This window comes from Saccharopolyspora kobensis (assembly GCF_900108315.1).
Classification (GTDB): domain Bacteria; phylum Actinomycetota; class Actinomycetes; order Mycobacteriales; family Pseudonocardiaceae; genus Saccharopolyspora; species Saccharopolyspora kobensis.
Map to the genome: position 1 here is coordinate 1,668,647 of NZ_FNVB01000002.1, position 24,749 is coordinate 1,693,395.

The window sequence follows — 24,749 nt, forward strand, 5'->3', positions numbered from 1 at the left end:
GGGGGAGGTGGCGCCGCTTCTGTCGCGCGCACCGGTCAGGGCTTGCGGCCGACTCCGCCGGGTCCGGTGACCAGCAGTTCGCCCGCCCGCTTCTCGCCCGGATCGGGCCGCCATTCGAGCAGGTCCACCACGCCGGGTTCGATCAGCTCCAGATCGCCGAACATCGCCGAGACCGCCGCGTGCGAGCGCAGGAAGAACCCGCCGATGCGGTCGCTGTACAGCGAGGAGGCCTGCGCGCGGGACTCCGCGCCGTCGCTGCCCGCGTGCGAGATAGCCACGTAGCTGCCGGAGCTCAGGGCCTCGGCGTAACGCGCCACGATGCCCGCCGGGTCGTCGGAGTCGGGCACGAAGTGCAGGACGGCGAAGAACAGCACCGCGACGGGCTGGTCGAAGTCCAGCACCGACCGGACCTGCTCGTCGCCGAGCACGTCGTCGACGTCGCGGAAGTCCGCGCGGATCGCCACCGCACCGTCGTTGCCGCGCAGGATCGCCCGGCTGTGCTCCACCGCGACCAGGTCCCGGTCGACGTAGACGATCCGGCAGCGCGGGTCGACCCGCTGCGCGATCTCGTGCACGTTGCCGACGGTCGGGATTCCCGAGCCCAGGTCGAGGAATTGGCGCACGCCGAGCTCGGCGAGGTGCTGCACCGCCCGGCGCAGGAAGGAGCGGTTGGCCCGCAGCACCGCGGGCAGCGTCGGCATCATCGCCGCGGCCTGCTCGGCGAGATCCCGGTCCACCTGGAAGTTGTGCGAGCCACCCAGGTGCACGTCGTAGACACGGGCGGAACTGGGCTGACGAATGTCCACGTCCTGCGCCCACCACGACTGCGTGTCCACTTCGCACCTCCGTTCGTGGCGATTTCCTCCACCACACCGGATGAACGCCGGGATAGCAAGACCTTGATCGATCACCGCCGGTGGTCGATCATTGCTCCACCAGGGCGAGAGCTTGTGACGGGCACACCGTCACGGCCTCGCGCACCACCTCCGCACCGGCTTCGTCCACTTCGGCCTGGAGCACCACGACCCTGCCGTCCTCGTCGTTCTGGTCGAACCGCGCCGGCGCGGTCAGCACGCACTGCCCGGCTCCGACGCAGCGTTCCAGATCCGCTTCGATCCGCACGTCCACTCCTCTCACCAGGTGACCGGCAGCTCGTAGAGCCCGAAAACGTTCGCCTCGGACTTCACCGGCACCTCCGCCGCCGGAACGGCCAGCCGCAGGTCGGGCACCCGCCGGAACAGCGTGTCGAAGACGATCTGCAGCTCCATCCGCGCCAGGTTCTGCCCGAGGCACTGGTGCGGGCCGAACCCGAAAGCAACGTGGTGGCGGGCCTTGCGGTTGATGTCGAGCTCGTCGGGCCGGTCGAAGGCCGCCGGGTCCCGGTTGGCCGCGGACGCCAGGGCCATCACGCCCTCCCCCGCCCGGACCAGCACGCCGCCGATCTCCACGTCCTCCGTCGCGACGCGCGAGGTCGCGCCCTCGACGATGCTGAAGTAGCGCAGCAGCTCTTCGACCGCGGGCAGCGTCTTGGCCGGATCCGCGAGGATCTCGGCCCGCGGCTCCGGGTTCTCCAACAGCGCGAGGACGCCCAGCGAAATCATGTTCGCGGTCGTCTCGTGCCCGGCGATCAGCAGCAGGAACGCCGCGCTGACCAGGCCCGGGTGGTCGACCTCGCCCGCTTCGCGCTGCTTGCGGGCCTGCCTGCCGAGCAGGTCGTCGGGCAGCTCGCGCTCCTTGGCCGCCACCAGCTCGTCCAAGTAGGACCGCAGCTCTCGCACCGCCCGGAGCCGCTCGTCGAACGGCGTGGAGCGGTGCACCAGCCGGGAACTGCGCTGCTGGAAGAAGTCGTGGTCGGCGTAGGGCACGCCGAGCAGTTCGCAGATCACCAGCGACGGCACCGGCAGCGACAGCGCCGCCACCAGCTCGGCCGGGCGCGGACCCGCCAGCATCTCGTCGATGCGGTCGTCGACGATCTGCTGGATCCGCGGTCGCAGCGCCTCGATGCGCCGCACCGTGAACTCGCCCAGCACCGCGCGGCGGGCCTCGGTGTGCTGCGGCGGATCCATGCCGATCATCGACGGCGGCAGGTCCTGCAGGATGTTCCCCTGGTTCACCGTGAAGCGCGGGAACCCCGGGTGGCGGCGGTCGGAGCTCAGGCGCGTGTCGCCGAGCACCTGGCGCACCAGGTCGTGCCGGGTGACCAGCCAGGCGGTGTTGCCGCCCAGCATCGAGACCTTCGTGATCGGTCGTTCCTCGCGCAGCCGGGCGTACTCCGGATCGACGGAGTGCGGGCACGTCCGGGGTTTCGGGTAAGCGGTCATCGGGGCGGCAGCCGGTTCGGTCATCGTGACCTCCTGATCACCGAGCGAACAACTGGACGATTCTCTTCCAGTTATAGCCAAGCGGAAGGAAGTCGTCCAGATAATTTCTCCGGTTGAACATGCGACAATCCGCCCACCCAGCAGGCTGGTAGCACGAGCGAGGACCATGAGCACCGACACCACCCCGCCCCTGCGGGCCGACGCACGCCGCAACCGCGACCGGATCATCAGCGCCGCGCGGACCACGTTCGCCGAGCACGGCCCCGAGGTGCCGATGGAGGAGATCGCCCGAGCGGCCGGCGTCGGCACCGGCACGCTCTACCGGCGCTTCCCGGACCGCGACTCGCTGATCCGGGCGGTCGGGCAGGACGTCTTCAACCGGGTGCTCGACGAAGCCCGCGCGATCGCCGAGCGGGAGTCCGACCCGTGGCGGGCGCTGACGGAATTCCTGCTCACCGCCACCGACATGAACACCGTGCTGCGGTTGTCGATGCACTCGGAGCGCGCCAGGGAGGTGCTCGGTTCCGACCCGGCGCTGGCCGAGGTCCGCAGCGAGATGCTGACCATCCTGGACTCGATGGTGCGCGCCGCGCAGGAGACCGGCGCGCTGCGCCCGGACATCGGCAGCGGCGACGTCGCCCTGATCCTGTCGATGGTGCTGCACGGCGTGCGCAACGTTCCCGGCGACATCCGCCGCGACGCGCCGGCGCGCTACCTGACGCTGATGCTCGACGGGCTCCAGGCCCGTCCCGGCAGCACGCTGCCGGGACGTCCGGTGGCCGGTGAGGAGCTCGCGATGGTGCGGCCCTACACCGCGGAGTGACCGCGCTGGCCCGGCACCAGCAGGCGCAGCAGGTGGTAGCCGAGCAGCGTCACCAGGGTGCCCAGCGCGATGCCGTTGAGGCTGAACTGCGGGGTGATCTCCAGCGACACTCCCCCGATGCCCATCACCAGGCCGGCGGCCAGCGGAAGCAGGTTGACCGGATTGCCGAAGTCGACCTTGTTCTCCACCCAGATCTTCGCGCCCAGCAGACCGATCATGCCGTAGAGCACGACCGTGATGCCGCCGAGCACACCACCCGGGGTCGCCGCGATCACCGCACCGAACTTGGGGCACAGCCCGAACAGGATCGCCACCACCGCCGCCACCCAGTAGGCCGCGGTGGAGTAGACGCGGGTGGCCGCCATGACCCCGATGTTCTCCGCGTAGGTCGTGGTCGGCGGGCCGCCGACGGCGGTGGACAGGGTGCTGGCGAAGCCGTCGGCGAAGATCGCGCGGCCCATGCTGCCGTCCAGCTTCGCCCCGGTCATCTCCTCGACCGCCTTGACGTGCCCGGCGTTCTCGGCGATCAGCGCGATCACCACGGGCAGCACGACGACGACGGCCGCGAAGTCGAAGGTCGGCGCGTGCAGCGTCGGCAGCCCGAACCAGGGGGCGTCGGCGACGGCGCTGAGATCCAGCCGCGGGTGCGTGCCGACCTCCCCGCTCGCGTCCGGCGCGGTGATCGGTCCGAAGCCCAGGTCGAACAGCCAGGACAGGGCGTAGCCGACGACCAGCCCGATGAACACCGCGATGCGCGACCAGAACCCGCGCAGCAGCGCGCTGCACCCGAGCACCACCAGCATCGTGATCAGCGCGATCCACTGGTCCTGCGGCCAGTAGGTGGAGGCCACCACCGGGGCGAGGTTGAAGCCGATCAGCATCACCACGGCACCGGAGACGGCGGGCGGCAGCAGCCGGTGCACCACCTGCGCACCGACGAAGTGGATGACCAGGCCGACGACCGAGAGCACCAGGGCGCACACCAGCAGCGCGCCGGTGACCGCCGAGCTGTCCCCGCCTCCGGCGCGGATCACCGCGACCACGCCCACGAAGGAGGCGCTGCTGCCCAGGTAGCTGGGGATCTTGCCCTGCACGATCAGCAGGAACAGGATCGTGGCCACCCCGGAGACCATGATGGCCAGGTTGGGGTCCAGGCCCATCAGCACCGGGAACACGAACGTCGCGCCGAACATCGCGACCACGTGCTGGGCGCCGAGCCCCACGGTGCGCCCCCAGGACAACCGCTCGTCCGGGGCCACCGCCTCACCGGGGCGTGGCGTGCTGCCGTCTCCGTGCAGCCGCCAGCCGATGCCGAGCTTGGCGCCGAGTCCCTGCCGCATGGCGTGCCTTCCTGCTCCACCCGCCGTGCGGGCCAGTGATGTCGCGCGGAACTCTACAAACCTCGTCCGGTGTGACCGGCGCCGCAACGGCGTTGTCACCTGGAGTCGACCAGCGGTAGCTGATCGCAGCGGTTCCGGACGAGCCGCTTTCACCACTCGGCCTCGATGCTGATCTTGAAATGCCGGAGGCGTTCAGCTCGCCTGAGCAGCGCGCACCGCCGCGGGTTCCCGGCGTGCAGGCGGGGCTGGGGTACCGCCGCGCAGAACGAGTTCGCCGACCGCGTTCGTCAGGTGGTCATGGCTCGGATGATCCGCTCGCCGTAGGTGTCCACAGTGGTGTCGATGGCGTCGTGCATGGCGTAGATCGCGAACTGGTCGGCTCCGGCGTCGCGGAGTTCCCGCAGCTTGTCGATGTGCTGCTCGGGCGGGCCGAGCAGGCAGAACCGGTCCACGATCTCGTCGGGGACGAAATCGGTGCTGCGGTTGCCCGCCCGACCGTGGTGGGAGTAGTCGTAGCCCTCGCGCCCCTTGATGTAGTCGGTCAGCGCGGTGGGCACCGCCGCCGCGGCGTCGCCGTAGCGCGCGACCAGGTCGGCGACGTGGTTGCCGACCATGCCGCCGAACCAGCGGCACTGCTCGCGGGCGTGCGCGAGGTCGTCGCCGACGTAGGCCGGGGCCGCCACGCACACGGTGATCGACGCCGGGTCGCGTCCCGCGTCGCGGGCGGCCTCCCGGACGTGATCGACCATCCAGCGCGTCAGGTACGGATCGGCCAGCTGCAGGATGAACCCGTCCGCCTCGCGGCCCACCAGGTCCAGCGCCTTCGGCCCGTAAGCGCCCATCCACACCGGCAGGTGCCCGTCGCGCACCCACGGCAGCCGCACCGAGGTGCCGTCCAGCCGCGCCTCGCGTCCCTCGGCGAGTTCCTTGATCACGTGGATGGCGCGCTCCAGGGTGGCCAGCGTGGTCGGGTGCCCGCCGGTCACCCGCACCGCGGAGTCACCGCGCCCGATGCCGCACACCGTGCGCGGCCCGAACATGTCGTTGAGGGTGGCGAAGGCCGACGCGGTGACGGTCCAGTCCCGGGTGATCGGATTGGTCACCATCGTGCCGACCCGCAACCGCTCGGTGGCGGCGAGGATCTGGCTGTGGATGACGAACGGTTCCTGCCACAGCACGCAGGAGTCGAACGTCCAGCCGTGGCTGAAGCCGAGCTCCTCGGCACGGCGCATCCGCTCCACCACCGACCAGGCGGGCGGATCGGTCTGCAGGACGAGACCGAAGTCCATCGTGGACTCCCTTCTAGGAGAACTCACTGGTTTCTCCGCGCAGCGGTGCGGGACGCGGAATCGCAGCACCCGCCTGTGCCCCGGGCGCCATGGCTCAGACCAGGTACTGGCAGGTGTCGCGGCGGAGGAAGCGGCCGTGGCCCGCCTCGCCCAGGTACTCGCCGTCGTCGACGACGACCCGGCCGCGGGAGAGCACGGTGCGCACCGCGCCGGTGACCGGCTTGCCCTCGTAGGCGTTGTAGTCGACGTTCATGTGGTGGGTCTGCGCGGAGAGGACCTGCTCGCGGCGCGGGTCGTAGATCACGATGTCGGCGTCCGCGCCCGGCGCGATGGTGCCCTTGCGGGGGTGCAGGCCGAACATCCGCGCCGGGGTGGTGCAGGCGAGCTCGACCCACCGGCGGCGGCTGATGTGGCCTTCCACCACCGCCTGGTGCAGCAGGTCCACCCGGTTCTCCACGCCCGGGATGCCGTTGGGGATCTTGGAGAAGTCGCCGCGGCCCAGCTCCTTCTGGTCCTTGAAGCAGAACGGGCAGTGGTCGGTGGAGACCACCGACAGGTCGTTGGTGCGCAGCGCCCGCCACAGGTCGGCCTGGTGCTCGGCGGGGCGCAGCGGTGTCGAGCAGACGAACTTCGCGCCCTCGAACTCCGGCCGGGCCAGGTCGTCGAGGCTGAGGAACAGGTACTGCGGGCACGTTTCACCGAAGACGTTGAGCCCGTCGTCCCGGGCCCGGGTGAGCTCGGCGACCGCTTCGGCGGCCGAGACGTGCACGACGTAGAGCGGTGCACCGGCCACCCGGGACAGCTGGATCGCCCGGTGCGTCGCCTCGGCCTCCAGCAGCGGGTGCCGCACCTGCCCGTGGTAGCCGGGATCGGTGCGGCCCGCGGCCAGCGCCTGCCGCACCAGCACGTCGATCGCGATGCCGTTCTCGGCGTGCATCATCGTCAGCGCACCGTTGTCCGCGGCCTGCTGCATGGCGCGCAGGATCTGTCCGTCGTCGCTGTAGAACACTCCGGGGTAGGCCATGAAGAGCTTGAAGCTGGTGATCCCCTCGGCCACCAGTGCGTCCATCTCCTTGAGCGCCTCGTCGCCGACATCGGAGAGGATCATGTGGAAGCCGTAGTCGATCGCGCACTGCCCGTCGGCCTTGGCGTGCCAGGCGTCCAGGCCTTCGCGCAGCGAGCCGCCCACCGGCTGGATCGCGAAGTCCACGATCGTCGTCGTGCCGCCCCACGCCGCCGCTCTGGTGCCGGTCTCGAAGGTGTCCGAGGCGAAGGTGCCGCCGAAGGGCATCTGCATGTGGGTGTGCCCGTCGACGCCGCCCGGGATCACGTAGTGACCTCCGGCGTCGATGACGGCGTCGGCCGCGGGCAGCCACTGCTCGGCGATCTCGGGTGCGGCTATCGCCGCGATCCGCTCGCCGTCGACCAGCACGTCCGCGTGCAGCTCCTCGGTCGCGGTGATCACCAGACCACCGCGGATGATCGTCCGGCTCATCGCTGCCCCGCCTTCTCCAGCGCCGCCAGCAGGATTCGAGCTCCCTCGCGCGCCTCCGGCTCGGTGAGGCTCAGCGGCGGGGCGATGCGCAGCACGTTGCCGTCGAGACCGCCCTTGCCGATCAGCAGCCCGTCGCGCCGCGTCTGCTCCAGCACCTCGGTGGCCAGTTCCGGTGCCGGTGTCCCGTCGGCGCGGACGAGCTCGACGCCGATCATCAGGCCCTTGCCGCGCACGTCGGCCACCGCGGGAATCCGCCCGACCGCACCGTCGAGCTGCTCGCGCAGGACGGCTCCGGTGCGCGCTGCGTTGCCCTGCAGGTCGTTGGCGATCAGGTGGTCGAGGTTGGCCAGCGCACCGGCCGCGGTGATCGGACTGCCGCCGAAGGTCGAGATCGAGTTGGCGCGGACGCTGTTCATCACCTCGGCGCGGGCGATCACGCCGCCGATCGACAGGCCGTTGCCGATCCCCTTGGCGAAGGTGACGACGTCCGGCGCACCGGCGGCACCGTGCGCCTGCCAGCCCCAGAAGTGCTCGCCGGTCCGGCCCCAGCCGGTCTGCACCTCGTCGCTGATCCACAGGATGCCGTGCCGGTCGAGCACTTCCTTGAACCGAGCGAACATCCCGTCGGGCGGCGCCGAGAACCCGCCGACGCCCTGGATAGGCTCGGCGATCAGGCACGCCACGTTGCCGTTGAGCTGGCCGAGCACGTCCTCCAGATCGGCGACGCAGGCTTCGGTGAACTCCGCGTCGGGCAGGTCGGCCAGCGGTGTGCCGCGCCGTCGGCTGCCGTGCACGTAGGCCGTCTGGACCGGCGACAGGCTCGTCGGCGACCAGCTGCGGTTGCCGGTCACGGCCATCGCCGAGAACGACCGGCCGTGATAGCTGTTGCGCAGCGCCAGCACCTGGTTCGAGCCGCGGTAGGAGGTGGCCAGCAGCAGCGCGGTGTCGTTGGCCTCGGTGCCGCTGGTCGTGAAGAACACCCGCGGGTCGTCGATGCCGGAGAGCTCCGCGACGCGCTCGGCGAGCTCGACCATCGGGCGGTTGAGGTAGAGCGTCGAGGTGTGCAGGACCTTGCCCGCCTGCTCGCGGACCGCGGCGGTGACCTCCGGCAGCGCGTGCGCGGTCATCGTGGTGAGGATGCCGCCGAAGAAGTCCAGGTACCGGTTTCCCTCGGCGTCCCAGACGTGCCGCCCCTCACCGCGTTCGACGTCGATCGGCTCCTCGTAGTACAGCGCCAGCCACTCGGGCAGCACGGCGCGGTGCCGCTTCGCCAGCTCAGCGTGCGTCATCGTCCCTCCTCACGGCTCGGTCAGCGGCTGGTAGGCGTCGGGGCGCCGGTCGCGGTAGAACGCCCACTTCTGGCGGACCTCTTCGATCAGGTCGAAGTCCAGGTCGCGGACCACCAGCTCCTCGTCGGTGCCGCTGGCCAGGTCGCCGACGAACTGCCCGTACGGGTCGACGAAGTAGCTGGTGCCGTAGAAGTCGTTGTCGCCGTACTCCTCGACGCCGACCCGGTTGATCGCCGCGATGAAGTACTCGTTGGCCACCGCCGCGGCCGGCTGCTCCAGCTGCCAGAGGTAGGACGACAAGCCGCGGCTGGTCGCCGACGGGTTGTAGACCAGCTGCGCGCCGGCCAGCCCGAGCGCCCGCCAGCCCTCCGGGAAGTGCCGGTCGTAGCAGATGTAGACACCGATCCGGCCGACCGCGGTGTCGAACACCGGCCAGCCGAGGTTGCCGGGACGGAAGTAGTACTTCTCCCAGAACCCGGGCAGGTGCGGCAGGTGGTGCTTGCGGTACTTGCCGAGGTAGCTGCCGTCGGCGTCGATCACCGCGGCGGTGTTGTAGTAGAAGCCGGGCCCGTCGGACTCGTAGACCGGGACGACCAGCACCATGCCGGTCTCCCGCGCCAGCGCGCACATCCGCTGCACGGTGGGCCCGTCCGGCACCGGCTCGGCCCACCGGTGGTGCTCGGCCTCCTGCACCTGGCAGAAGTACGGAGCGTTGAACACCTCCTGGAACCCGATGATCTGCGCGCCCCGCGCGGCGGCGGCACGGGTGTGCGCCTCGTGCTGATCGACCATCGACGCGGTGTCCCCGGTCCACTTCGCCTGGACCAGCGCCGCACGAACGATGTTGGACATGGTTGCGCCGCACCCCTCTCGCTCGGTGAAACCAGCACGAGCCGATCGACCCGCCCATCGAAGGTATGACCAGCAATCACCACGCGCAATGATCAGTCGGCTACGCAGCGTTCCGGCCACCACCGCCGACGACCGCCGCACGCCCCGGGCATGCGGCGATGCCGGAACCGCACCCGCGCCCTGCTCGCCGAATTCCTTCGAACAGGCGAAGCGCCGGTGTGTCGTTCCAGCGGTTCGGGACGGACATCGGCGAACTCGATGCCAAGGCCAGCGCCCAAAACGCCACGTGAGCGCTTCGGGGTGTCAGGACGCCCCGAAGCGCTCACGGGCTGCCGTCACAGCGGGGGTTCCAGGTGGGCCCACGGGCGTTCGGATTCGAGCTGGGTCGCCAGGGACAGCAGCGTCGGCTCGGCGCCGAGGGCTCCGACGAACTGGACTCCCAGGGGCAGGTCTTCCGGGGTCTGGTGCAGCGGGACGCTCATCGCCGGGCGGCCGGTGATGTTCGCCAGCTGGGTGTAGGGGACCTTCTCCAGGTTCTTCAGGACCACTTCGGTGACCGGCTTGGTGCGGCCCAGCTTGCCGGCCAGACCGACTCGCAGGAGCACTGCGATCGCCTTGCGCAGGGGCGCTGGCGTGTCGAGCTCGCCGATTCGGGCCGGTGGGTGGGCCAGCGCGGGGGTCAGCAGCACGTCGTAGCGGTCGTGGAAGTCGGCGAGGGCCCGGTTGTAGTCGTTCCAGCGGGCCAGGATCTCGACGTACTCGGTCGCCTTCGTCTCGCGGCCGATGGCCGCCACCAGCCTCGTGTCGAGCTCGAAATCCTCTGCCGCCGCGCCGAAAGCGCGCTGGGCGGCCTGCACCGTGTGGGCCAGTTGGACGAACCAGACCGAGAGGAAGTCTCGGGAGAGCTGACGGCCGTCGATGTCGGGTTCGGCTTCCTCGACGTCGTGCCCCAGACCGGCCAGGAGTGCCGCCGCGTCCTTGACCGCCGTGACCGCGTGCGGGCTCACCGGGTAGCCCAGCGGGGAGCGGGTCGTGAAACCGATCCGCAGCCGTCCCGGGTCCCGGCGGGCGCACTCGGCGTACGGCTGCTCCGGCCGGGCCGCGAGGTACGGGCCGCCGGTGTCCGGGCGGGCGGTGAGGGCGTCGAGCATCACCGCCGTGTCGCGCACCGACCGGGAGATCACGCCGTCGGTGGCGCCGCCGTGCATGTGCTCGGCGGCATCGGGGCCCGCGGAGACCAGGCCGCGGCCCGGTTTCAGGCCGAACAGGCCACAGCACGCCGCCGGGATGCGGATCGAGCCACCGCCGTCGCTGGCTCCGGCCACCGGCACGACGCCCGCCGCGACCGCTGCCGCGGCACCGCCGGAGGAACCGCCGGGTGTGTGGGCGGTGTTCCACGGGTTGCGGGCCGGGCCGTTCGCCTCCGGCTCGGTGATGCCCTTCGCGCCGAACTCCGGCGTGTTGGTGCGGCCGAATATCACCAGTCCGGCGTCGAGCCACCGCTCGACGGAGGTGCTGTGGCGGGGCGCCTTGGTGTTGCGGGTGGACCGGGAGCCGCTGCCGGTGCGGACCCCGGCGTAGTCCTGGTGCAGGTCCTTGATCAGGAACGGCACTCCGGCCAGTGCGCCGGTCAGCTGCTGGGACGCCCGCTCGCGCGCGGTGTCGAACATCGGCCGCACGATCGCGTTGAGCCGGCCGTTGACCTGCTCGGCGCGCTGGATCGCCGTTTCGAGCAGTTCGCGCGGTGCGATCTCGCCGCTGCGCACGAGCTCTGCCAGCCCCACGGCGTCGAAACGCCGGTACTCCGCGTAATCCATCGGGACACGTTTGCACGAATCCCGATGTTTCTGAACCCTCAGCTGCCCAGGCCGAGGCCGTGGCGGTCGAGGTAGCGCAGCCAGCGGCCGCGGCGGCCCGCGTTCTCGTCGGCGCGCGCCAGCGCGCGGCGGGTGAGCTGGACCAGGGGCCAGCGCAGCGGTTCCGGCGGGAAGGGCAGCGGCTGGCGGCGGACCAGCTCCAGGCGGGTTCGCTCGGTGTCGTCGTCCCACAGCAGGTCCAGCGCGGTCTGCGCGCCGAAGCGCGACGCGGCCACGCCGAGGCCGGTGTAGCCGACCGCGTAGGCGGTCCGGCCGGTGCGGCCGATCAGCGGCGTGAAGCGGGTCGTGGAGTCGATCGCGCCGCCCCAGCGGTGGGTGAACCGCACGCCCGACAGCTGCGGGAAGGTGCGGAAGAAGTTCCGCGCCAGCTGCTGGTGCGCCGCGTCGTGGCGGGCCAGCGCCGGAGCCGTGCGGCCGCCGAAGTAGTACACCGCGTCGTAGCCGCCCCAGAGGATCCGGCCGTCCGGAGTCGGGCGGTAGTAGTGGAAGCGGTTCGCGCTGTCGGTGATGCCCTGGCCGTCCCGCCAGCCGAGCTCCGCCCACTGCTGGGCCGACAGCGGTTCGGTCGCCAGCACGTAGTCCCAGATCGGCAGCACCCGGCGGCGGATCGTGCGCAGTGGAGCGCGGAACGCGTTGGTGCCCAGCAGCGCCCTGCCCGCGCGGATCAGCCCGCGCGGCGTTCGCAGCCGGACCTGCCCGCCGCGTTCGCGCAGTCCGCGCACCGGGGTCATCTCGTGGATGCGGACGCCGAGTCGTTGCGCCGCGTCGGCCAGGCCCCAGGTCAGCCGGGCCGGATCGACCAGGCCACCGGCTTCGGGCAGCCGCACTCCCGCGCGGTAGGTCGGCGAGTTGACGTCCGCGCGGACTCCCCCGGCGCCCAGGAAGCGCGCGGTCATCCCGTGCTCCCGGTACAGCTCGGCTTCCTCGCTGAGCTCGGCGACCTCGTGCGGCTCGGTGGCGACCGCGGTCTTCCCGCACAGCCTCAGATCGGCGTCGATGCCTTGGTCCTGGACGAACTTCTCGATCGCCAGCAGGTTCTCGCGCCCGAGGGCGACCAGCCGGTCCAGCTCGGCGGGCCAGTGCAGGGCGCCGTGCGCGAGGCCGTGCGTCAGGGATTCGGACAGGAAGCCGCCGTTGCGGCCGCTGCCGCCGTGCCCGAGGCGGTGCGCTTCCAGCAGCAGCACGTCGAGCTCGGGGCGGCGCTGCTTGGCCAGGATCGCCGCCCACAGCCCGGTGAACCCGCCGCCGACCACCACCAGATCAGCCCGGTCGGCGCCGGTCAGGGGTTCGCGCGGTGGCGGCCGGTCGGCGCGGTCGGTCCAGAGCACGGCGATCTCGGCGTCGGCCAGCGCGGCCTCGGACTGCGGCATCCGGCGCTACTCCCACCAGGGGCGGTAGCCGACGCCGTGCTTGGCGACGCGCTGCACGTCGCGGCGCAGCTCCCGGGTCTCGCGCGCCACACCCGGCGGGAAGCCGTGCTTGAGGGCGCGGTGCTCGGCGGTCTCGCCCATGTAGCAGACCGAGTAGAACATGCCGACCAGCAAGCCCAGCAGGATCGCGCTGAGCCTGATCTCCAGCGGGCCGGGAAGCAGCACCAGCAGGCAGAACGGCGCCAGCTGGGTCAGCGCGCGCAGGACGTGGCGCAGCACCCAGGTGCTGCAGGTGACGTCGTGCAGCACCCACTCGGCGCACCGGTCCGGCAGCCTGCCGCCGAAGGCGTACCAGACCCACTGCGCTGGATTGGGTCGAGTGGTCGCCATGGTCTCCAGGCTAGTCGTCGCGGGGTTCGACCGGTCCGCCCGTTCGGCCGGTCCTGCTCGCCGCTGGATCCTAGACAACCGGGCGGGCGGGCCCGCCGATCGGCTCCGGGAATCCGCGTCACACCGGGGACCGGATCGCGTCCCACCTGTAACGAAACAGGTCGTGGACCGATGTTGTAGGGCAGAAGGGGTGAGTGACGTGTTCGTGGTCGTGGTGGCGCTGCTGTTGGTCGTGATCCTGGGTGCGGTGATGTTCACCGACGCGTTCGACGGGAAGGGTTCGTCGGAGCGCCGGAACGTGAAGCACCTGCTGGCGGAGTTGAAGCGGGGCTTCCGGACGCCCAGCCATCGCTGAGCGGTCCGAAGTGGACCTCGGCGCGGCCGGTCGACGGCCGGGCCTTCGTCGTCTCAGCGCTCCTTGCTGGTCCACTGAGGACGGCGGCCGGACCGCACGACCGATCGCCCCTCCGAACCCCCGCTGACCAGTGATGATCTTGGAAGGGGGCTGGCGGAGCCGATCAGCGGTCACGTATGGTGCGACCCGAGCGCCTCACCCATTCGGGTGAAGGTGGGAACGAGTCGGCCGACCAGGTGGGGTGAGCACAAGTGGGCAGTTCGTCGTTGCCCCGGACCCGAGGGCGCGGCCGCCACCGGCGCGTGCAGCCCAAGACCTGGCACCGCGCGACTCCCCCGCGCCTGCTCGGCTACGCCATCGCGGTGTTCGTCACGGCGATCGCGGTCGGCAGCGCGCACCACGGCACCGCCGCGGCCCCGGCACCGGTCCCGCAGGCCGCGGCCCCGGCACCGGCCGCCCAGCTGCTGCCGCCCGAGACCACCTCGACCGCGCCGGACCTGCGCGTCCGCGAGCGCGAACCGGTGGCCGTGGCCGTCGAAGCACCGCCGCGCACCACGACCCGGCCCACGCCCACCGCCGAATCGGCACCGACCCCGGTGCGGGCGACCGAGACCCCCGAGCCGACGGAGCAGCCGACGACCGTCGTGGCGACCACGACTCCGTCCGAGACCTCCGAGTCGGCGCCGACGTCCACCACCGCTCCGCCGTCGGAGACGCAGCCGCCGACCAGCTCCGAGCCCGAGCACCCGCGCCTGCTGCCCCGCCTCGACGAGGTCATCGACGGACTGACCCGGCCGCTGCTGGGCGGTTAGCCGTCGCGATCCGCGGCACCCGGTGGGACAGTCGATCCCGAGGAGGTGCCGCCATGGACGTCGTAGCGATCACCGGTGGAACCGGACACCTCGGGCGCGAGCTGGTGCGCCTGCTCAAGCCCGGGCACCAGGTCCGTGTTCTCACCCGCCGCCCCGGCACCGATCCCGAGGTGGAGTGGGTGCAGGGCGACCTCACCACCGGTGCGGGCGTGCCCGAACTGGTCGCCGGAGCCACCGCCGTGGTGCACGCGGCCACCTGCTCCCCCGCCGCTCAGCGCGGGTTCGTGCACCCGGTCGACCTCTGGCGCAGCCCGCCGGACGTGGACGTCGACGGCACCAGCCGGTTGCTGGAGGACGCGACCGCGGCCGAGGTGCGGCACTTCCTCTACGTCTCCATCGTCGGCGTGGACCGGCCGGCGCTGCCCTACCTGCGGCTCAAGCACACCGCCGAGGAACTGGTGAGCGTCTCCGACCTGCCCTGGTCCACGGTGCGCGCCACCCAGTTCCACTGGTTGCTGGACCGGATGTTCAACCGCGCCGCACGACTGCCGCTCCTGCCGCTGCCCGCGACGCTGCCCACGCAGCCGGTGGACGTCCGGGACTTCGCGGAGTACCTCGTCGAGTGCCTCGGCAACGGCCCCGGCGGTCGGCGCGAGGACTTCGGCGGCCCCGAGGTGCTGACGCTCGGCGATGCGCTGCGCACCTGGCAGGCCGCCCGGGACAAGCACCGCAAGCTCATCGAGCTGCCCGCGCCCCGCAGGCTGCGGCGCATCGCCGCCGACCTGACCTGCCCCGGTGCGCGACGCGGCCGGATCACCTGGGCGGACTGGCTGCGCACCCACCCCACCGGGTGATGCACGGTCCACATCGGACGCCCGTGGGCCCGTGCCCGCCGCCCCGCCGCTGCCTCCTACGATTCCAACCGGACGAATGCGGAGGCGGGTGCGATGGCGACCGAGTACGGCGGCGGAGGCGATCCGGTGCGCAGCCTGGCGCTGCTGTGGCGGACCCAGGACGGGCCGAGCAGCGGTCGCCGGGGACGCTCCGACCTGAGCGTGGACCGGATCGTGCGCGCCGGGATCGAGATCGCCGACACCGACGGCCTCTCGGCGCTGTCCATGCGCAAGGTGGCCGATCACCTCGGTGTCGGCACCATGTCGCTCTACACCTACGTGCCGGGCAAGGCCGAGCTGATCGACGTCATGCTCGACACCGCCTACGGCGAGACCGCGCGGCCCGAACCCGGCACGGCCGGCTGGCGCGAGCAGGTCGCCCGGATCGCGCGGGAGAACTGGGCGCTCTACCACCGCCACCCGTGGATGCTGCAGGTCGCGGCCGGCCGCGCCGTGCTCGGCCCGAACGCCATCGCGAAGTACGACTACGAGCTGACCGCGCTCACCGGGCTCGGCCTCACCGACGTCGAGGTCGACGCCGCGCTGAGCCTGGTGCTCGGCCACGCCGAGGCGGCCGCCCGGCGCGCGGTGGAGGCGACGCTGGTCGAGCAGCGCAGCGGGATGACCGACGAGCAGTGGTGGCGCGCGCACGCGCCGCTGCTCGGCCAGCTGATGGACCCGCAGCGCTACCCGACCGCTTTCCGCATCGGCTCGGCCGCAGGCGAGGCGCACGGCTCGGCACAGGATCCCGAGCACGCCTTCGAGTTCGGCCTGCAGCGCATCCTCGACGGGATCGAAGCCCTCATCGCGCAGCGGTGAGTCAGGCGATCTTCACCAGCATCTTGCCGGTGTTCTCGCCGCGGAGCAGGCCCAGGAAGGCCTCCGGCGCGTTGCGCAGGCCGTCGACCACGGTCTCCCGGTAGCTGATCTTGCCCTCGCGCAGCCAGCCGCCGACCTCCGCGAAGAACTGGTCCTTGCGGTCGGCGTGGTCGATGACGATGAAGCCCTGCAGCCGCAGCCGCTTGGAAACGATCTTGAACAGGTTGTTCGGGCCCGGCTTCGGCTCGGCGTTGTTGTACTGCGAGATCATGCCGCACTCGGCGACCCGGCCGAAGTCGTTGAGCACGTCGATCGCCGCTTCCAGGTGCTCGCCGCCGACGTTGTCGAAGTAGACGTCGATGCCGTCCGGCGCGGCGGCGCGCAGCTGCTCGACGACCGGCCCGTCGTGGTAGTTGAACGCGGCGTCGAAGCCGAGCTCCTCGGTGAGGTAGCGGACCTTCTCCGCCGACCCGGCGCTGCCGATCACCCGGGACGCGCCGCGCAGCTTGGCGATCTGCCCGGCCAGCGATCCGACCGCGCCTGCCGCGCCGGAGATGAACACCACGTCGCCCTCGCGCTGCTCGGCGATGTCGGTCAGACCGACGTAGGAGGTCATGCCCGGCATGCCGAGCACGTAGAGGTAGGCGTTCAGCGGCGCCACCTGCGGGTCGACCTTGACGGCGTGCTTGGCGTCGAAGGCCGCGTAGTCGCGCCAGCCGAGGTAGTGCAGCACGAAGTCGCCGGGCTGGAAGCCCTCGGCGTTGGAGGCGACGACCTCGCCCACCGCGCCGCCCTGCAGCGCCTTGCCCACCTCGAAGGGCGGCACGTAGGACTTGCCCGCGTTCATCCGGCCGCGCATCGCCGGATCGACGCTCATCACCAGATTGCGCACCAGCAGCTGGCCGTCGCCGGGCTGCGGGACGTCGACCTCGACGACGTCGAAGTTCTCCGGTGTCGGCCAGCCCTTCGGGCGCGACGCGAGGCGGATCTCCAGGCCCTTGCTCATCGTTACTCCTCCACGAGACGGGGATCGCCACCGACGATACAGAAAGTGTCAGTCACTGCCAATTGTCGCCCGATGACTTATGTCTCGGCGTGCCGCAATGGCAGAATGGGCGGCATGAACGTCCCGAACGACCAGGGTGGCCTACGCGCCCGCAAGAAGCAGCGCACCCGCGCGGCCCTGATCGACGCGGGCCTGGATCTGTTCCTCGCCCACGGCTACGAGGCGACCAGCGTGGACCAGATCGCCGCCGCGGTGGACGTCTCCGCGCGCACCTTCTTCCGCTACTTCGCGAGCAAGGAGGACATCGCGCTGGCCAAGGGCACCGAGTTCGACGAGCTGGTGCTGGACGCCCTGGCCTCCCGGCCCGCCGCGGACCCGCCGCTGGAGGCGCTGCGCGCCGCGATGCTGGACGCGCTGCGCGAATCCGCCGCCGACTCCGGAGTCCAGCGGTTCCTGGTCACCCAGCACCTGATCAACAAGACGCCCGCGCTGCTGGCCGGCAACCTCCGGCGGGCCGCCGGCGCCGAAGCGCGGCTGACCGCCGAGATCGCGAAGCGGCAGGGCCTGGATCCCGCCGAGGACATGCGGCCGCGAGTGCTCGTCGCCGCGGTGTGCGGTGCGCTGCGCATCGGCCTGGAGGCAACCTGCGCCGATCCCAGCCGCGAACCGGCGCGGATGGTCGAGCTCGTCGAGCAGGCCATCGACCTCGCGACCGCCGGCATCCCGCAGCGCTGGGGCGAGGATCCGCACCGCTGGTGACTAGAGTTCGTTCCAGGGTCGTTTTGCGTGGCGGTGCCGGTAGCGGAACCTCGGCACCTGCCTGGGCTCCGGATCCCGGACTGATGCATGACCACTTCCACGAGAGGGTTCAGATGGGCGAGATCGTCAGCTTCGCCGATGTCCAGGACGCCGCCGAGCGGCTGGAGGGCATCGCGCACCGCACTCCGGTCGTCACCTCCAGCACGCTGGACGAGCTCGTCGGCGCCGAGGTCTTCCTCAAGTGCGAGAACTTCCAGCGGATGGGCGCGTTCAAGTTCCGCGGCGCCTACAACGCGATCTCCCGGCTGAGCCCGGAGCAGCTGCGGCGCGGTGTCGTGGCGTACTCGTCGGGCAACCACGCGCAGGCCGTCGCCCTGGCCTCCCGGTTGCTGGGCACGACCGCGGTGATCCTGATGCCCGCGGACGCCCCGGCGGCCAAGCTCGCCGCCACCCGCGGCTACGGCGCGGAGGTGATCACCTTCGACCGCTACACCGCCGACCGCGCGGAGCTCGCGGGCAAGCTCGCCGAGGAGCGCGGGCTGGCGTTGATCCCGCCGTACGAGCACCCGCACGTGATGGCCGGGCAGGGCACCGCCGTGCTGGAGCTGCTGGCCGAGACCGGGCCGCTGGACGCACTCGTGGTACCGGTCAGCGGCGGCGGGCTGGTGGCCGGGTGCGCGACCGCGGCCAAGGCACTGCACCCGGACGTCCGCGTCATCGGCGTGGAACCCGACACCGCCGACGACACCCGGCGATCGCTCGCGGCCGGTGAGCGGGTGTCGGTGCCGGTGTCGCGCACCATCGCCGACGGACTGGCCGTGGGCACGCCGGGCGAGCTGACGTTCGCGGTGAACCAGCGGCTGGTCGACGAGATCGCGGTGGTCACCGACGACGAGATCCGGGCTGCGATGCGGCTGGCCTTCGAGCGGCTGAAGCTGGTGGTCGAGCCCAGCGGCGCGGTCGGCATCGCGGCGCTGCTCGCCGGGCGGATCAGCGCGGCGTCCCGGGTGGGCGTGGTGGTCTCCGGTGGCAACGTCGGGGTCGAGCGCTTCGCCGAGCTGCTGGGCTGATCACGCCCGCGGCCAGGAGAGCTGCGCCGGGCGCAGCTGCTCGTAGGCCCGGGCCAGGCGGAGCACGCCGACGTCGTCGAAGCGCCGGCCGGCGATCTGCAGGCCGATCGGCAGGCCGTCCGGGGTCCAGCCGCAGTTGACCGACACCGCGGGCTGCCCGGACATGTTGTAGGGCAGGGTGAACGCGATGTGCTCCATGCCGCGCAGCGGGTCACCGGTCGGGTGGGTCTGCTCCGCCGGGAACGCCGGAATCGGCGCGACCGGCGACAGCACGTAGTCGAAGTCGCGGACGACCCGGTTGGCCGCCACCGAGATCGCGTCCATCTGGTTGAAGCCGTGGAACACCTGGGCCGCCGTGGCATCGCGCGCGCTCGACGCCCACTGCGCGATCTCCGGCAGCACCAGCTCGCGGCGCTCGGCGGGCAGTGCCGAGATGTCCGTCCAGGACCGGAAGCGCCAGAACAGGTCCATGCCGTCGAGCATCTCGCGGGACAGGAACGGGTCGATCGGCTCGACCGACGCGCCGGCCGATTCCAGCACCTGGCCCGCGGCGGCGACCGCGGCGGTGACCACCGGCTCGACGGGCAGGCCCACGCGGTGGTCCAGCAGCAGAGCGATGCGCAGCCCGCGCACCTCGCCGTCCAGCCGCAACCAGTCGACACCTCCCGGTGGCAGCGCGGTGTGGTCGCGGGCGTCGGGTGCGGCCAGCACCGAGGACAGCAGCGCGGTGTCGGTGACCGTGCGGGTCATGGGCCCGACCACGCGGCCCGGGTAGGGCGGGGCGACCGGGATGCGGCCGAAGCTCGGTTTGAGGCCGACCACCCCGCACCACCCGGCGGGCAGCCGGATCGAGCCGCCGATGTCGGTGCCCACGTGCAGCGGCCCGTACCCGGCCGCGGCGGCGGCACCTGCCCCGGCACTCGAACCGCCCGGTGTGCGGCCGAGATCCCACGGGTTCCTCGCCGGCCGGTGGAAGCTGGACACGCCGGAGGACAGCATGCCGTAGTCGGGCATGGTGGTCTTGGCGAAGATCACCGCGCCGCTCTCCCGCAGGCGTGCGGCGGCCGGTGCGTCCTCCCGCGCCGGGATCAGCTCGGTCGCCGCCGTGCCCTGCGGCACCGGGGTTCCCCTGGTGGCGATGTTCTCCTTCACCGTCACCGGAACACCGTCGACCGGCCCGGCCGGTGTTCCGTCGAGCCAGCGCCGCTGCGCGGCCGCGGAAGCCGCGCGCGCGGCTTCCGCGTCCAGCGCGTAGGTCGCGCACAGCTTCGGTTCCCAGGCCTCGACGCGCTCCAGAACGGCGTCGAGGGCTTCCACCGGCGAGGTCTCCCCCGCCCGGTAAGCCGCGACCAGGTCCACCGCCGAGAGATCGGCCAGTTCCGCCATCCCACTCTCCCTCGCTCACGGCCGAGTCTCGGTCACCGGTCGCCGCGGGGAAAGTTGGCAAGGTGTCCGCGCCGGGTGTGGACACCGCGCACTTCGCCGGTTGACAGATCAGCTCGGCTTGCGCGTCCGACCGCGAGCGCGCAGCTCGGCGTTGGGCAGCGCGGGCGCGGCCAGCGCGGGCTCCGCGTAGCCGTGCACGACGCCGAAACGGCCGTCCGGCGCGCCGGAGGTACGTCCCCGCTCCCAGTCCTCGCGCGCCTGGGCGACCTCCTCGTGCGAGCGTCCGACGAAGTTCCACCACATGACGATCTGCTCCTCGAACGGCACACCGCCGAGCAGCAGCGCCCGGCCGGGCCCATCGGAACCGAGCTCGACCTGCCCGCGGCCCCGCCCGAGGTAGAGCATCTCGCCGACGCCGACCGGCCGTCCGTCCACGGAGAGGTCGTCGGACATCGCCAGCACGGCGTGCTCGAAGTCGGCCTCCAGCGGCAGGCGCAGCTCACGGCCCGCGCTGATCGACACCTCGGCGCCCATCAGCGGTGTGTAGGTGCGCGCCGGCGAGACCGCTCCGGCCAGCTCGCCCATCAGCACGGTCACCGAGCCCTCCGGCGAGACCTCCACCGGGAGGTCGCCGTGGTGCTCGAAGTGCGGTGCGACGTCTCGCTGCTCGCCGGGCAGCGCGACCCACAGCTGCGCGCCGTGCAGCACCGGGCCGTGCCCGGCCGGGGACTCCTCGGAGTGGGAGATGCCGCGGCCCGCGGTCATCAGGTTCAGCTCGCCCGGCCGCACCAGCTGCTCGTTGCCCAGGCTGTCGCGGTGCAGCACCTCGCCGTCGAGCAGCCAGCTGACCGTCTGCAGGCCGGTGTGCGGGTGCGGCGGGACCTGCATGCCCGGCTGGCCCGCGATGTCGGCCGGGCCGTAGAAGTCGGCGAAGCACCAGGCTCCGACCATCCGCCGGTCGCGGTTGGGCAGCGTCCGGCCGACCATCATCGCCCGCGGCCCGCCCAGCGGGACGGTGCGCGGTTCCAGCAGTTCGGCCTCCGGTTCGGCGGCGGTGGTCACACCGCCGCAGCGCAGCTCGGCCGGGTCCTGTTCCACATTGCTCACCCGGTCAGCTTCCCCCACACCACGAATGGGGCACAATCGACCCGGCCAGCTGCCGAAGCCGAGGAGACCGAACGTGACCGACCAGCCCGAGGTCGTCGACAACCCGGACGCCGAGCGGTTCGAGATCCACGCCGACGGCGAGCTCGCCGGATTCGCCGAGTACAAGCTGCGGCCCAGCTCGATCGCGTTCGTGCACACCGAGATCGACGCGGCCTTCGGCGGCCGCGGAATGGGCGGCCAGCTGGTCCGCGCGGCCCTGGACTCGGCTCGCGAACGCGGTCTCGCGGTGCTGCCGTACTGCCCGTTCGTGCGCCGCTGGATCAGCACCCACGCCGACTACCTCGACCTGGTACCGGCCGACAAGCGCGCCAAGTTCGAGCTCGAGCAGTCCACTTCGGAGTGATCAGCCGACGGTGGCGCCGAAGATCAGGCCGAGCACGTAGGTCGCGGCCGCCGCTCCCGCGCCGATGCCGAGCTGCCGCAGCGCGCGGGGCAGCGGCGCGGCACCCGAGAGCACGCCGACCGTCGCCCCGGTGAGCATCAGCGCGAGCCCGACCAGCACCACCGCCACCAGCACCGCCCACCCGCCGGACATGCCGAAGAGGAACGGCAGCACCGGCACCAGGGCGCCGGAGGCGAAGAAGGCGAAGCTGGAGACGGCCGCCTTCATGCCGGTGCCGACGATCTCGTGGTCGTCGGCGGGCGTCTCCGGGGCGGGCACCGGCGGTTTCGGGTCGCGCAGCAGCGCATCGGCCCGGCGCTGCGCCTCTTCGGCGGACATGCCCCTGGCGCGGTAGACCAGCGCCAGCTCGTTGGCGTCGACGTCGAGGTAGGGCACCACGGCGCGCGTTTCCGGGTTCGGCGAGGCCGCGGCCAGCAGTTCCCGCTGGGAACGCACCGAGATGTACTCCCCCGCGCCCATCGACAGCGCACCCGCGAGCAGCCCGGCCAGGCCCGTCAGCAGCACCGTCCCGGTGGGCACGTTCCCGCCGATCACGCCGAGCACGAGAGCCAGGTTGCTGACCAGGCCGTCGTTCGCGCCGAACACCGCCGCGCGGAACGTTCCCGACACCCGGGCGCGGCCGCGGGCGGCGAGTGCGCGCACGACCTCCTCGTGGATCCGCTCGTCGGCGGCCATCGCCGCCGAGGCGTCGCGGTCCGAGCCGTACGGCGAGCGGCTTTCCGCGCGCTGCGCCAGGGCCAGCACGAAGACCGAGCCGAAGCGGCGGGCAAGGAACACCAGCAGCCGCATCCGGAACTGGCCGCGGCGCTTGGGGCCGGCCTCGTCGCCGAGCAGTTCCTCCCAGTGCGCGGCGTGGCGCTCCTCGGCTTCGGCCAGCCCGAGCAGGATCTCGCGCTCCTCACCGCAGCGGCGGGCCGCCAGCTCCCGGTAGACCGCGGCCTCCTCGCGCTCGTCGGCGAGCAGTCGCCGCCAGCGGCGCACCGACCTCGCATCCGCCTTCGGCGATCTTCCGCTCTCACGCACGCGCCAAGCCTCGCAGCCGATCACCGCGGCCACCAGTCGACGCGCGGTCGAGCTCAGCCGCCGAAGTCGGGCTTGCGCTTCTCCAGGAACGCCCGCATCTGCTCGCGCGCGTCCGGTGACTGCGACGTCGCGGCCATCACCTCGGTGGCGATCGCGTACGCATCGGCCTCGGGCCGGTCGAGCTGGGCGTAGATGGTCTGCTTGCCCACCGCCTTCGCGTGCCTGCTGCCCCGCGTGGCGCGCGCCAGCAGATCGTCCACCGCGGCATCGAGCTCGGCATCGGGCACCACGCGGTTGACCAGGCCCCAGCGCTCGGCCGTCGGGGCGTCGATCGGGTCGCCGGTGAGCGCGAGCTCCATCAACCGCTTTCGCCCGATGGACCGCGCCACCGGCACCGCAGGGGTGTGGCAGAACCAGCCGCCCTTGCCGCCGGGCAGCGCGAAACCGGCGGACTCGGCGGCCACCGCCAGGTCGCAGGAGGCGACCAGCTGGCAGCCTGCCGCCATCGCCAGCGCGTGCACGCGCGCGATCACCACCTGCGGGACGGCGTGGATGGTGCGCATCAGCGATTCGCACCGCCGCAGCATCTCGCGCATCCCGGCCAGGTCCCGTTCGGCCATGTCGCCGAAGTCGTGGCCGGAGCTGAACACCGGCCCGGCACCGGCCAGCACGATCCCGGTCGCCTTCGTCGCGGCGGCCGCTTCGAAGGCCTGCTCCAGCTCGGTGAGGTGCGCGACCGACAGCGAGTTGCGCCGATCCGGCCGGTTCATGGTGATGCGGACGGTGTCACCGTCCTGCTCGGACAGCACGTGCTGGTGTTCCATCGGCGCTCCTTCGACCGGAGGAGAGTTCCCAGCGGTCGATCTGCGCTGCGCTGCCGGTAGCGGTGCGAGCTGACTCCCGCACCGCATGCGGCCGCGCCGCACGTTCAACCCCTCAGAACCACGTCGTCGACGCCGAGCCTCGCACGAGCGGGGGCCCGCCGTCACTGCTCGGCGGGCAGCGCTCCCATCGTCTGCAGGTGGGCCATCGAGCCGTAACGGGCGACGAGGTGGTCGAACTCGGCCTGGTCGTGGAAGGCCAGCTGCCCGGCGCCGAACTCCTTGGCCACCTCGACCGCGTAGCGGGCCGCGGCGGCGATGTCGGTCTCGTGGCTGGCACCCGTGGCGCAGCCGGGCACCGCGGTCGCCGCGACGATCGCCAGGCCGACCACCGGTGCGTCGGTCGCGGTGGCGGGCTGCAGGATCGAGTTGATGTGGTAGACGCCGTTGCCGTAGGGCGTGATGTCCTGAGTGGTCACCGGGTAGGTCACCAGCGGTTCCCCGGTGACGGTCTCCAGCAGCGTGCCCAGCCGGTCGGCCACGCGCAGCACCCAGCCCTGCTTGACCGTCGGCGACAGCGCCAGGCCGCGGTGGTTGATGATCCGGTTGCCCTTGGTGGTGTCGATGGACAGCACGGCGTCCATCTCCTCGCCGACCTCGTGGGCGTTCATGGTGGCGATGCCCACCGGCGAGTCCATGAACGGCACCGGTTCGTGCGGGCGGGTGGGGGCGTCCGGGCACACGTGAGTGCTGATCACGACGTCGCCGGGCAGCCGGTCACCGCGGGCGCGCATGGTCAGCAGCTTCGCCGCGGCCGAGATCGCCGCCGCGGCGCCGTCGCCGTCGGAGACGAAGCCCGTGACCTCGGGGCGGGCGCCGATACCGCCGAGCCTGCCCACCACGCCCAGCGTCGGGGCGTCACCGCCCGCCGCGCGGCCCCGGGTGCCGGGCACCCGGACCTGGACGAAGTCGGTGCTGCCGCGCTCGCCGCGCACCGTGGTGCTGGTGACCAGCCCGGGCTCGCCAGCCGCGCGCTCCAGGTATCCGGCCACGTCGGCGCCGGTCACCTCCGGCGAGTCGAGCAGGTCCACCACGTCCAGGACGTACTTGAGCATCCGCGGTTTCCTCCGGAGCCGGGGCCGAGCGGTGCGGCCGGATTCGCTGGTGACCGCCGGGAACGGGCGGCCCC

25 protein-coding genes are annotated in these 24,749 nt (G+C 72.0%); 8 read left to right on the top strand and 17 right to left on the bottom strand.

The window, feature by feature from the left end; all coding sequences use genetic code 11:
• Positions 1-35: 35 nt before the first annotated feature.
• The 3 genes from C4T78_RS07550 to C4T78_RS07560 form a co-directional block, all read right to left on the bottom strand.
• The gene (locus C4T78_RS07550; RefSeq protein ID WP_235863734.1) at positions 36-836 is read right to left on the bottom strand and encodes an SAM-dependent methyltransferase; all 801 of its coding nucleotides are present in this window, start codon (positions 834-836) and stop codon (positions 36-38) included.
• Positions 837-924: 88 nt separating this feature from the next.
• Entirely contained in the window at positions 925-1,122 is a 198-nt protein-coding gene (locus tag C4T78_RS07555; RefSeq protein WP_093356602.1) for a ferredoxin, read from the bottom strand.
• Between the two features lie 11 nt (positions 1,123-1,133).
• Positions 1,134-2,345 (bottom strand): cytochrome P450, encoded by a 1,212-nt coding sequence (locus tag C4T78_RS07560; RefSeq protein WP_093356474.1) that lies wholly within the window; start codon positions 2,343-2,345, stop codon positions 1,134-1,136.
• Between the two features lie 142 nt (positions 2,346-2,487).
• On the opposite strand from C4T78_RS07560, the gene C4T78_RS07565 reads away from it, so the two are divergent.
• Entirely contained in the window at positions 2,488-3,144 is a 657-nt protein-coding gene (locus tag C4T78_RS07565) for a TetR/AcrR family transcriptional regulator (protein ID WP_093356473.1), read from the top strand.
• On the opposite strand, the gene C4T78_RS07570 is transcribed toward C4T78_RS07565, so the two are convergent.
• From C4T78_RS07570 to C4T78_RS07605, 8 genes are all read right to left on the bottom strand, one after another.
• Complete coding sequence (locus C4T78_RS07570; protein ID WP_093356472.1) at positions 3,129-4,484, bottom strand: uracil-xanthine permease family protein; 1,356 nt, start codon at positions 4,482-4,484, stop codon at positions 3,129-3,131. The two genes, C4T78_RS07565 and C4T78_RS07570, sit on opposite strands and share 16 nt — an antisense overlap.
• A gap of 287 nt (positions 4,485-4,771) precedes the next feature.
• On the bottom strand, positions 4,772-5,773 hold the full coding sequence (locus tag C4T78_RS07575) for a TIGR03842 family LLM class F420-dependent oxidoreductase (protein ID WP_093356470.1): 1,002 nt from the start codon (positions 5,771-5,773) through the stop codon (positions 4,772-4,774).
• A gap of 94 nt (positions 5,774-5,867) precedes the next feature.
• Entirely contained in the window at positions 5,868-7,268 is a 1,401-nt protein-coding gene (hydA, locus tag C4T78_RS07580; RefSeq protein WP_093356469.1) for a dihydropyrimidinase, read from the bottom strand.
• Entirely contained in the window at positions 7,265-8,557 is a 1,293-nt protein-coding gene (locus C4T78_RS07585) for an aspartate aminotransferase family protein (protein ID WP_093356468.1), read from the bottom strand. The genes hydA and C4T78_RS07585 overlap by 4 nt, the downstream gene beginning before the upstream one ends.
• Positions 8,558-8,566: 9 nt before the next feature.
• Complete coding sequence (locus tag C4T78_RS07590; protein WP_093356466.1) at positions 8,567-9,409, bottom strand: nitrilase-related carbon-nitrogen hydrolase; 843 nt, start codon at positions 9,407-9,409, stop codon at positions 8,567-8,569.
• A 335-nt stretch (positions 9,410-9,744) separates the two neighbouring features.
• Positions 9,745-11,226, bottom strand: coding sequence for an amidase (locus tag C4T78_RS07595; protein WP_093356465.1), 1,482 nt, complete (start codon positions 11,224-11,226; stop codon positions 9,745-9,747).
• 38 nt (positions 11,227-11,264) lie between these two features.
• On the bottom strand, positions 11,265-12,656 hold the full coding sequence (locus C4T78_RS07600) for an NAD(P)/FAD-dependent oxidoreductase (RefSeq protein ID WP_093356464.1): 1,392 nt from the start codon (positions 12,654-12,656) through the stop codon (positions 11,265-11,267).
• A gap of 6 nt (positions 12,657-12,662) precedes the next feature.
• Positions 12,663-13,046: a DUF5313 family protein gene (locus C4T78_RS07605; RefSeq protein WP_093356462.1), complete on the bottom strand. Its 384-nt coding sequence runs from the start codon at positions 13,044-13,046 to the stop codon at positions 12,663-12,665.
• A 190-nt stretch (positions 13,047-13,236) separates the two neighbouring features.
• Between C4T78_RS07605 and C4T78_RS36315 the strand changes: the two genes are divergently transcribed.
• The 4 genes from C4T78_RS36315 (at position 13,237) to C4T78_RS07620 (ending at position 15,925) form a co-directional block, all read left to right on the top strand.
• The gene (locus C4T78_RS36315) at positions 13,237-13,401 is read left to right on the top strand and encodes a hypothetical protein (RefSeq protein WP_177247720.1); all 165 of its coding nucleotides are present in this window, start codon (positions 13,237-13,239) and stop codon (positions 13,399-13,401) included.
• A gap of 266 nt (positions 13,402-13,667) precedes the next feature.
• Positions 13,668-14,213: a hypothetical protein gene (locus C4T78_RS07610; RefSeq protein ID WP_143185979.1), complete on the top strand. Its 546-nt coding sequence runs from the start codon at positions 13,668-13,670 to the stop codon at positions 14,211-14,213.
• Positions 14,214-14,266: 53 nt separating this feature from the next.
• On the top strand, positions 14,267-15,067 hold the full coding sequence (locus tag C4T78_RS07615) for an SDR family oxidoreductase (RefSeq protein ID WP_093356459.1): 801 nt from the start codon (positions 14,267-14,269) through the stop codon (positions 15,065-15,067).
• A 93-nt stretch (positions 15,068-15,160) separates the two neighbouring features.
• The gene (locus C4T78_RS07620; RefSeq protein ID WP_093356457.1) at positions 15,161-15,925 is read left to right on the top strand and encodes a TetR/AcrR family transcriptional regulator; all 765 of its coding nucleotides are present in this window, start codon (positions 15,161-15,163) and stop codon (positions 15,923-15,925) included.
• 1 nt (position 15,926) lies between these two features.
• Here the strand turns inward: C4T78_RS07620 and C4T78_RS07625 are convergent, their stop codons facing one another.
• Positions 15,927-16,931: an NADP-dependent oxidoreductase gene (locus C4T78_RS07625; RefSeq protein WP_093356456.1), complete on the bottom strand. Its 1,005-nt coding sequence runs from the start codon at positions 16,929-16,931 to the stop codon at positions 15,927-15,929.
• Between the two features lie 114 nt (positions 16,932-17,045).
• Here C4T78_RS07625 and C4T78_RS07630 point away from each other — a divergent pair, with 114 nt between their 5' ends.
• Both C4T78_RS07630 and C4T78_RS07635 read left to right on the top strand, forming a co-directional pair.
• Positions 17,046-17,690 carry a TetR family transcriptional regulator gene (locus tag C4T78_RS07630; protein ID WP_093356454.1) on the top strand — a complete coding sequence of 215 codons (645 nt, stop codon included), beginning with the start codon at positions 17,046-17,048 and terminating at the stop codon, positions 17,688-17,690.
• An 83-nt stretch (positions 17,691-17,773) separates the two neighbouring features.
• A complete protein-coding gene (locus tag C4T78_RS07635; protein WP_258958331.1) occupies positions 17,774-18,760 on the top strand; it encodes a threo-3-hydroxy-L-aspartate ammonia-lyase in 987 nt (328 codons plus the stop codon).
• Here the strand turns inward: C4T78_RS07635 and C4T78_RS07640 are convergent, their stop codons facing one another.
• Both C4T78_RS07640 and C4T78_RS07645 read right to left on the bottom strand, forming a co-directional pair.
• Positions 18,761-20,146, bottom strand: a complete 1,386-nt coding sequence (locus tag C4T78_RS07640) for an amidase (RefSeq protein WP_093356451.1) — start codon at positions 20,144-20,146, stop codon at positions 18,761-18,763.
• A gap of 108 nt (positions 20,147-20,254) precedes the next feature.
• Positions 20,255-21,253 (bottom strand): pirin family protein, encoded by a 999-nt coding sequence (locus C4T78_RS07645; protein WP_093356449.1) that lies wholly within the window; start codon positions 21,251-21,253, stop codon positions 20,255-20,257.
• A 73-nt stretch (positions 21,254-21,326) separates the two neighbouring features.
• Between C4T78_RS07645 and C4T78_RS07650 the strand changes: the two genes are divergently transcribed.
• On the top strand, positions 21,327-21,656 hold the full coding sequence (locus C4T78_RS07650; RefSeq protein WP_235863733.1) for a GNAT family N-acetyltransferase: 330 nt from the start codon (positions 21,327-21,329) through the stop codon (positions 21,654-21,656).
• On the opposite strand, the gene C4T78_RS07655 is transcribed toward C4T78_RS07650, so the two are convergent.
• From C4T78_RS07655 to C4T78_RS07665, 3 genes are all read right to left on the bottom strand, one after another.
• Positions 21,657-22,739 (bottom strand): VIT1/CCC1 transporter family protein, encoded by a 1,083-nt coding sequence (locus tag C4T78_RS07655; protein ID WP_093356601.1) that lies wholly within the window; start codon positions 22,737-22,739, stop codon positions 21,657-21,659.
• A gap of 53 nt (positions 22,740-22,792) precedes the next feature.
• Positions 22,793-23,563 (bottom strand): enoyl-CoA hydratase-related protein, encoded by a 771-nt coding sequence (locus C4T78_RS07660; RefSeq protein WP_093356445.1) that lies wholly within the window; start codon positions 23,561-23,563, stop codon positions 22,793-22,795.
• 161 nt (positions 23,564-23,724) lie between these two features.
• Positions 23,725-24,675, bottom strand: coding sequence for a DUF1177 domain-containing protein (locus C4T78_RS07665; protein ID WP_093145747.1), 951 nt, complete (start codon positions 24,673-24,675; stop codon positions 23,725-23,727).
• Positions 24,676-24,749 lie beyond the last annotated feature (74 nt).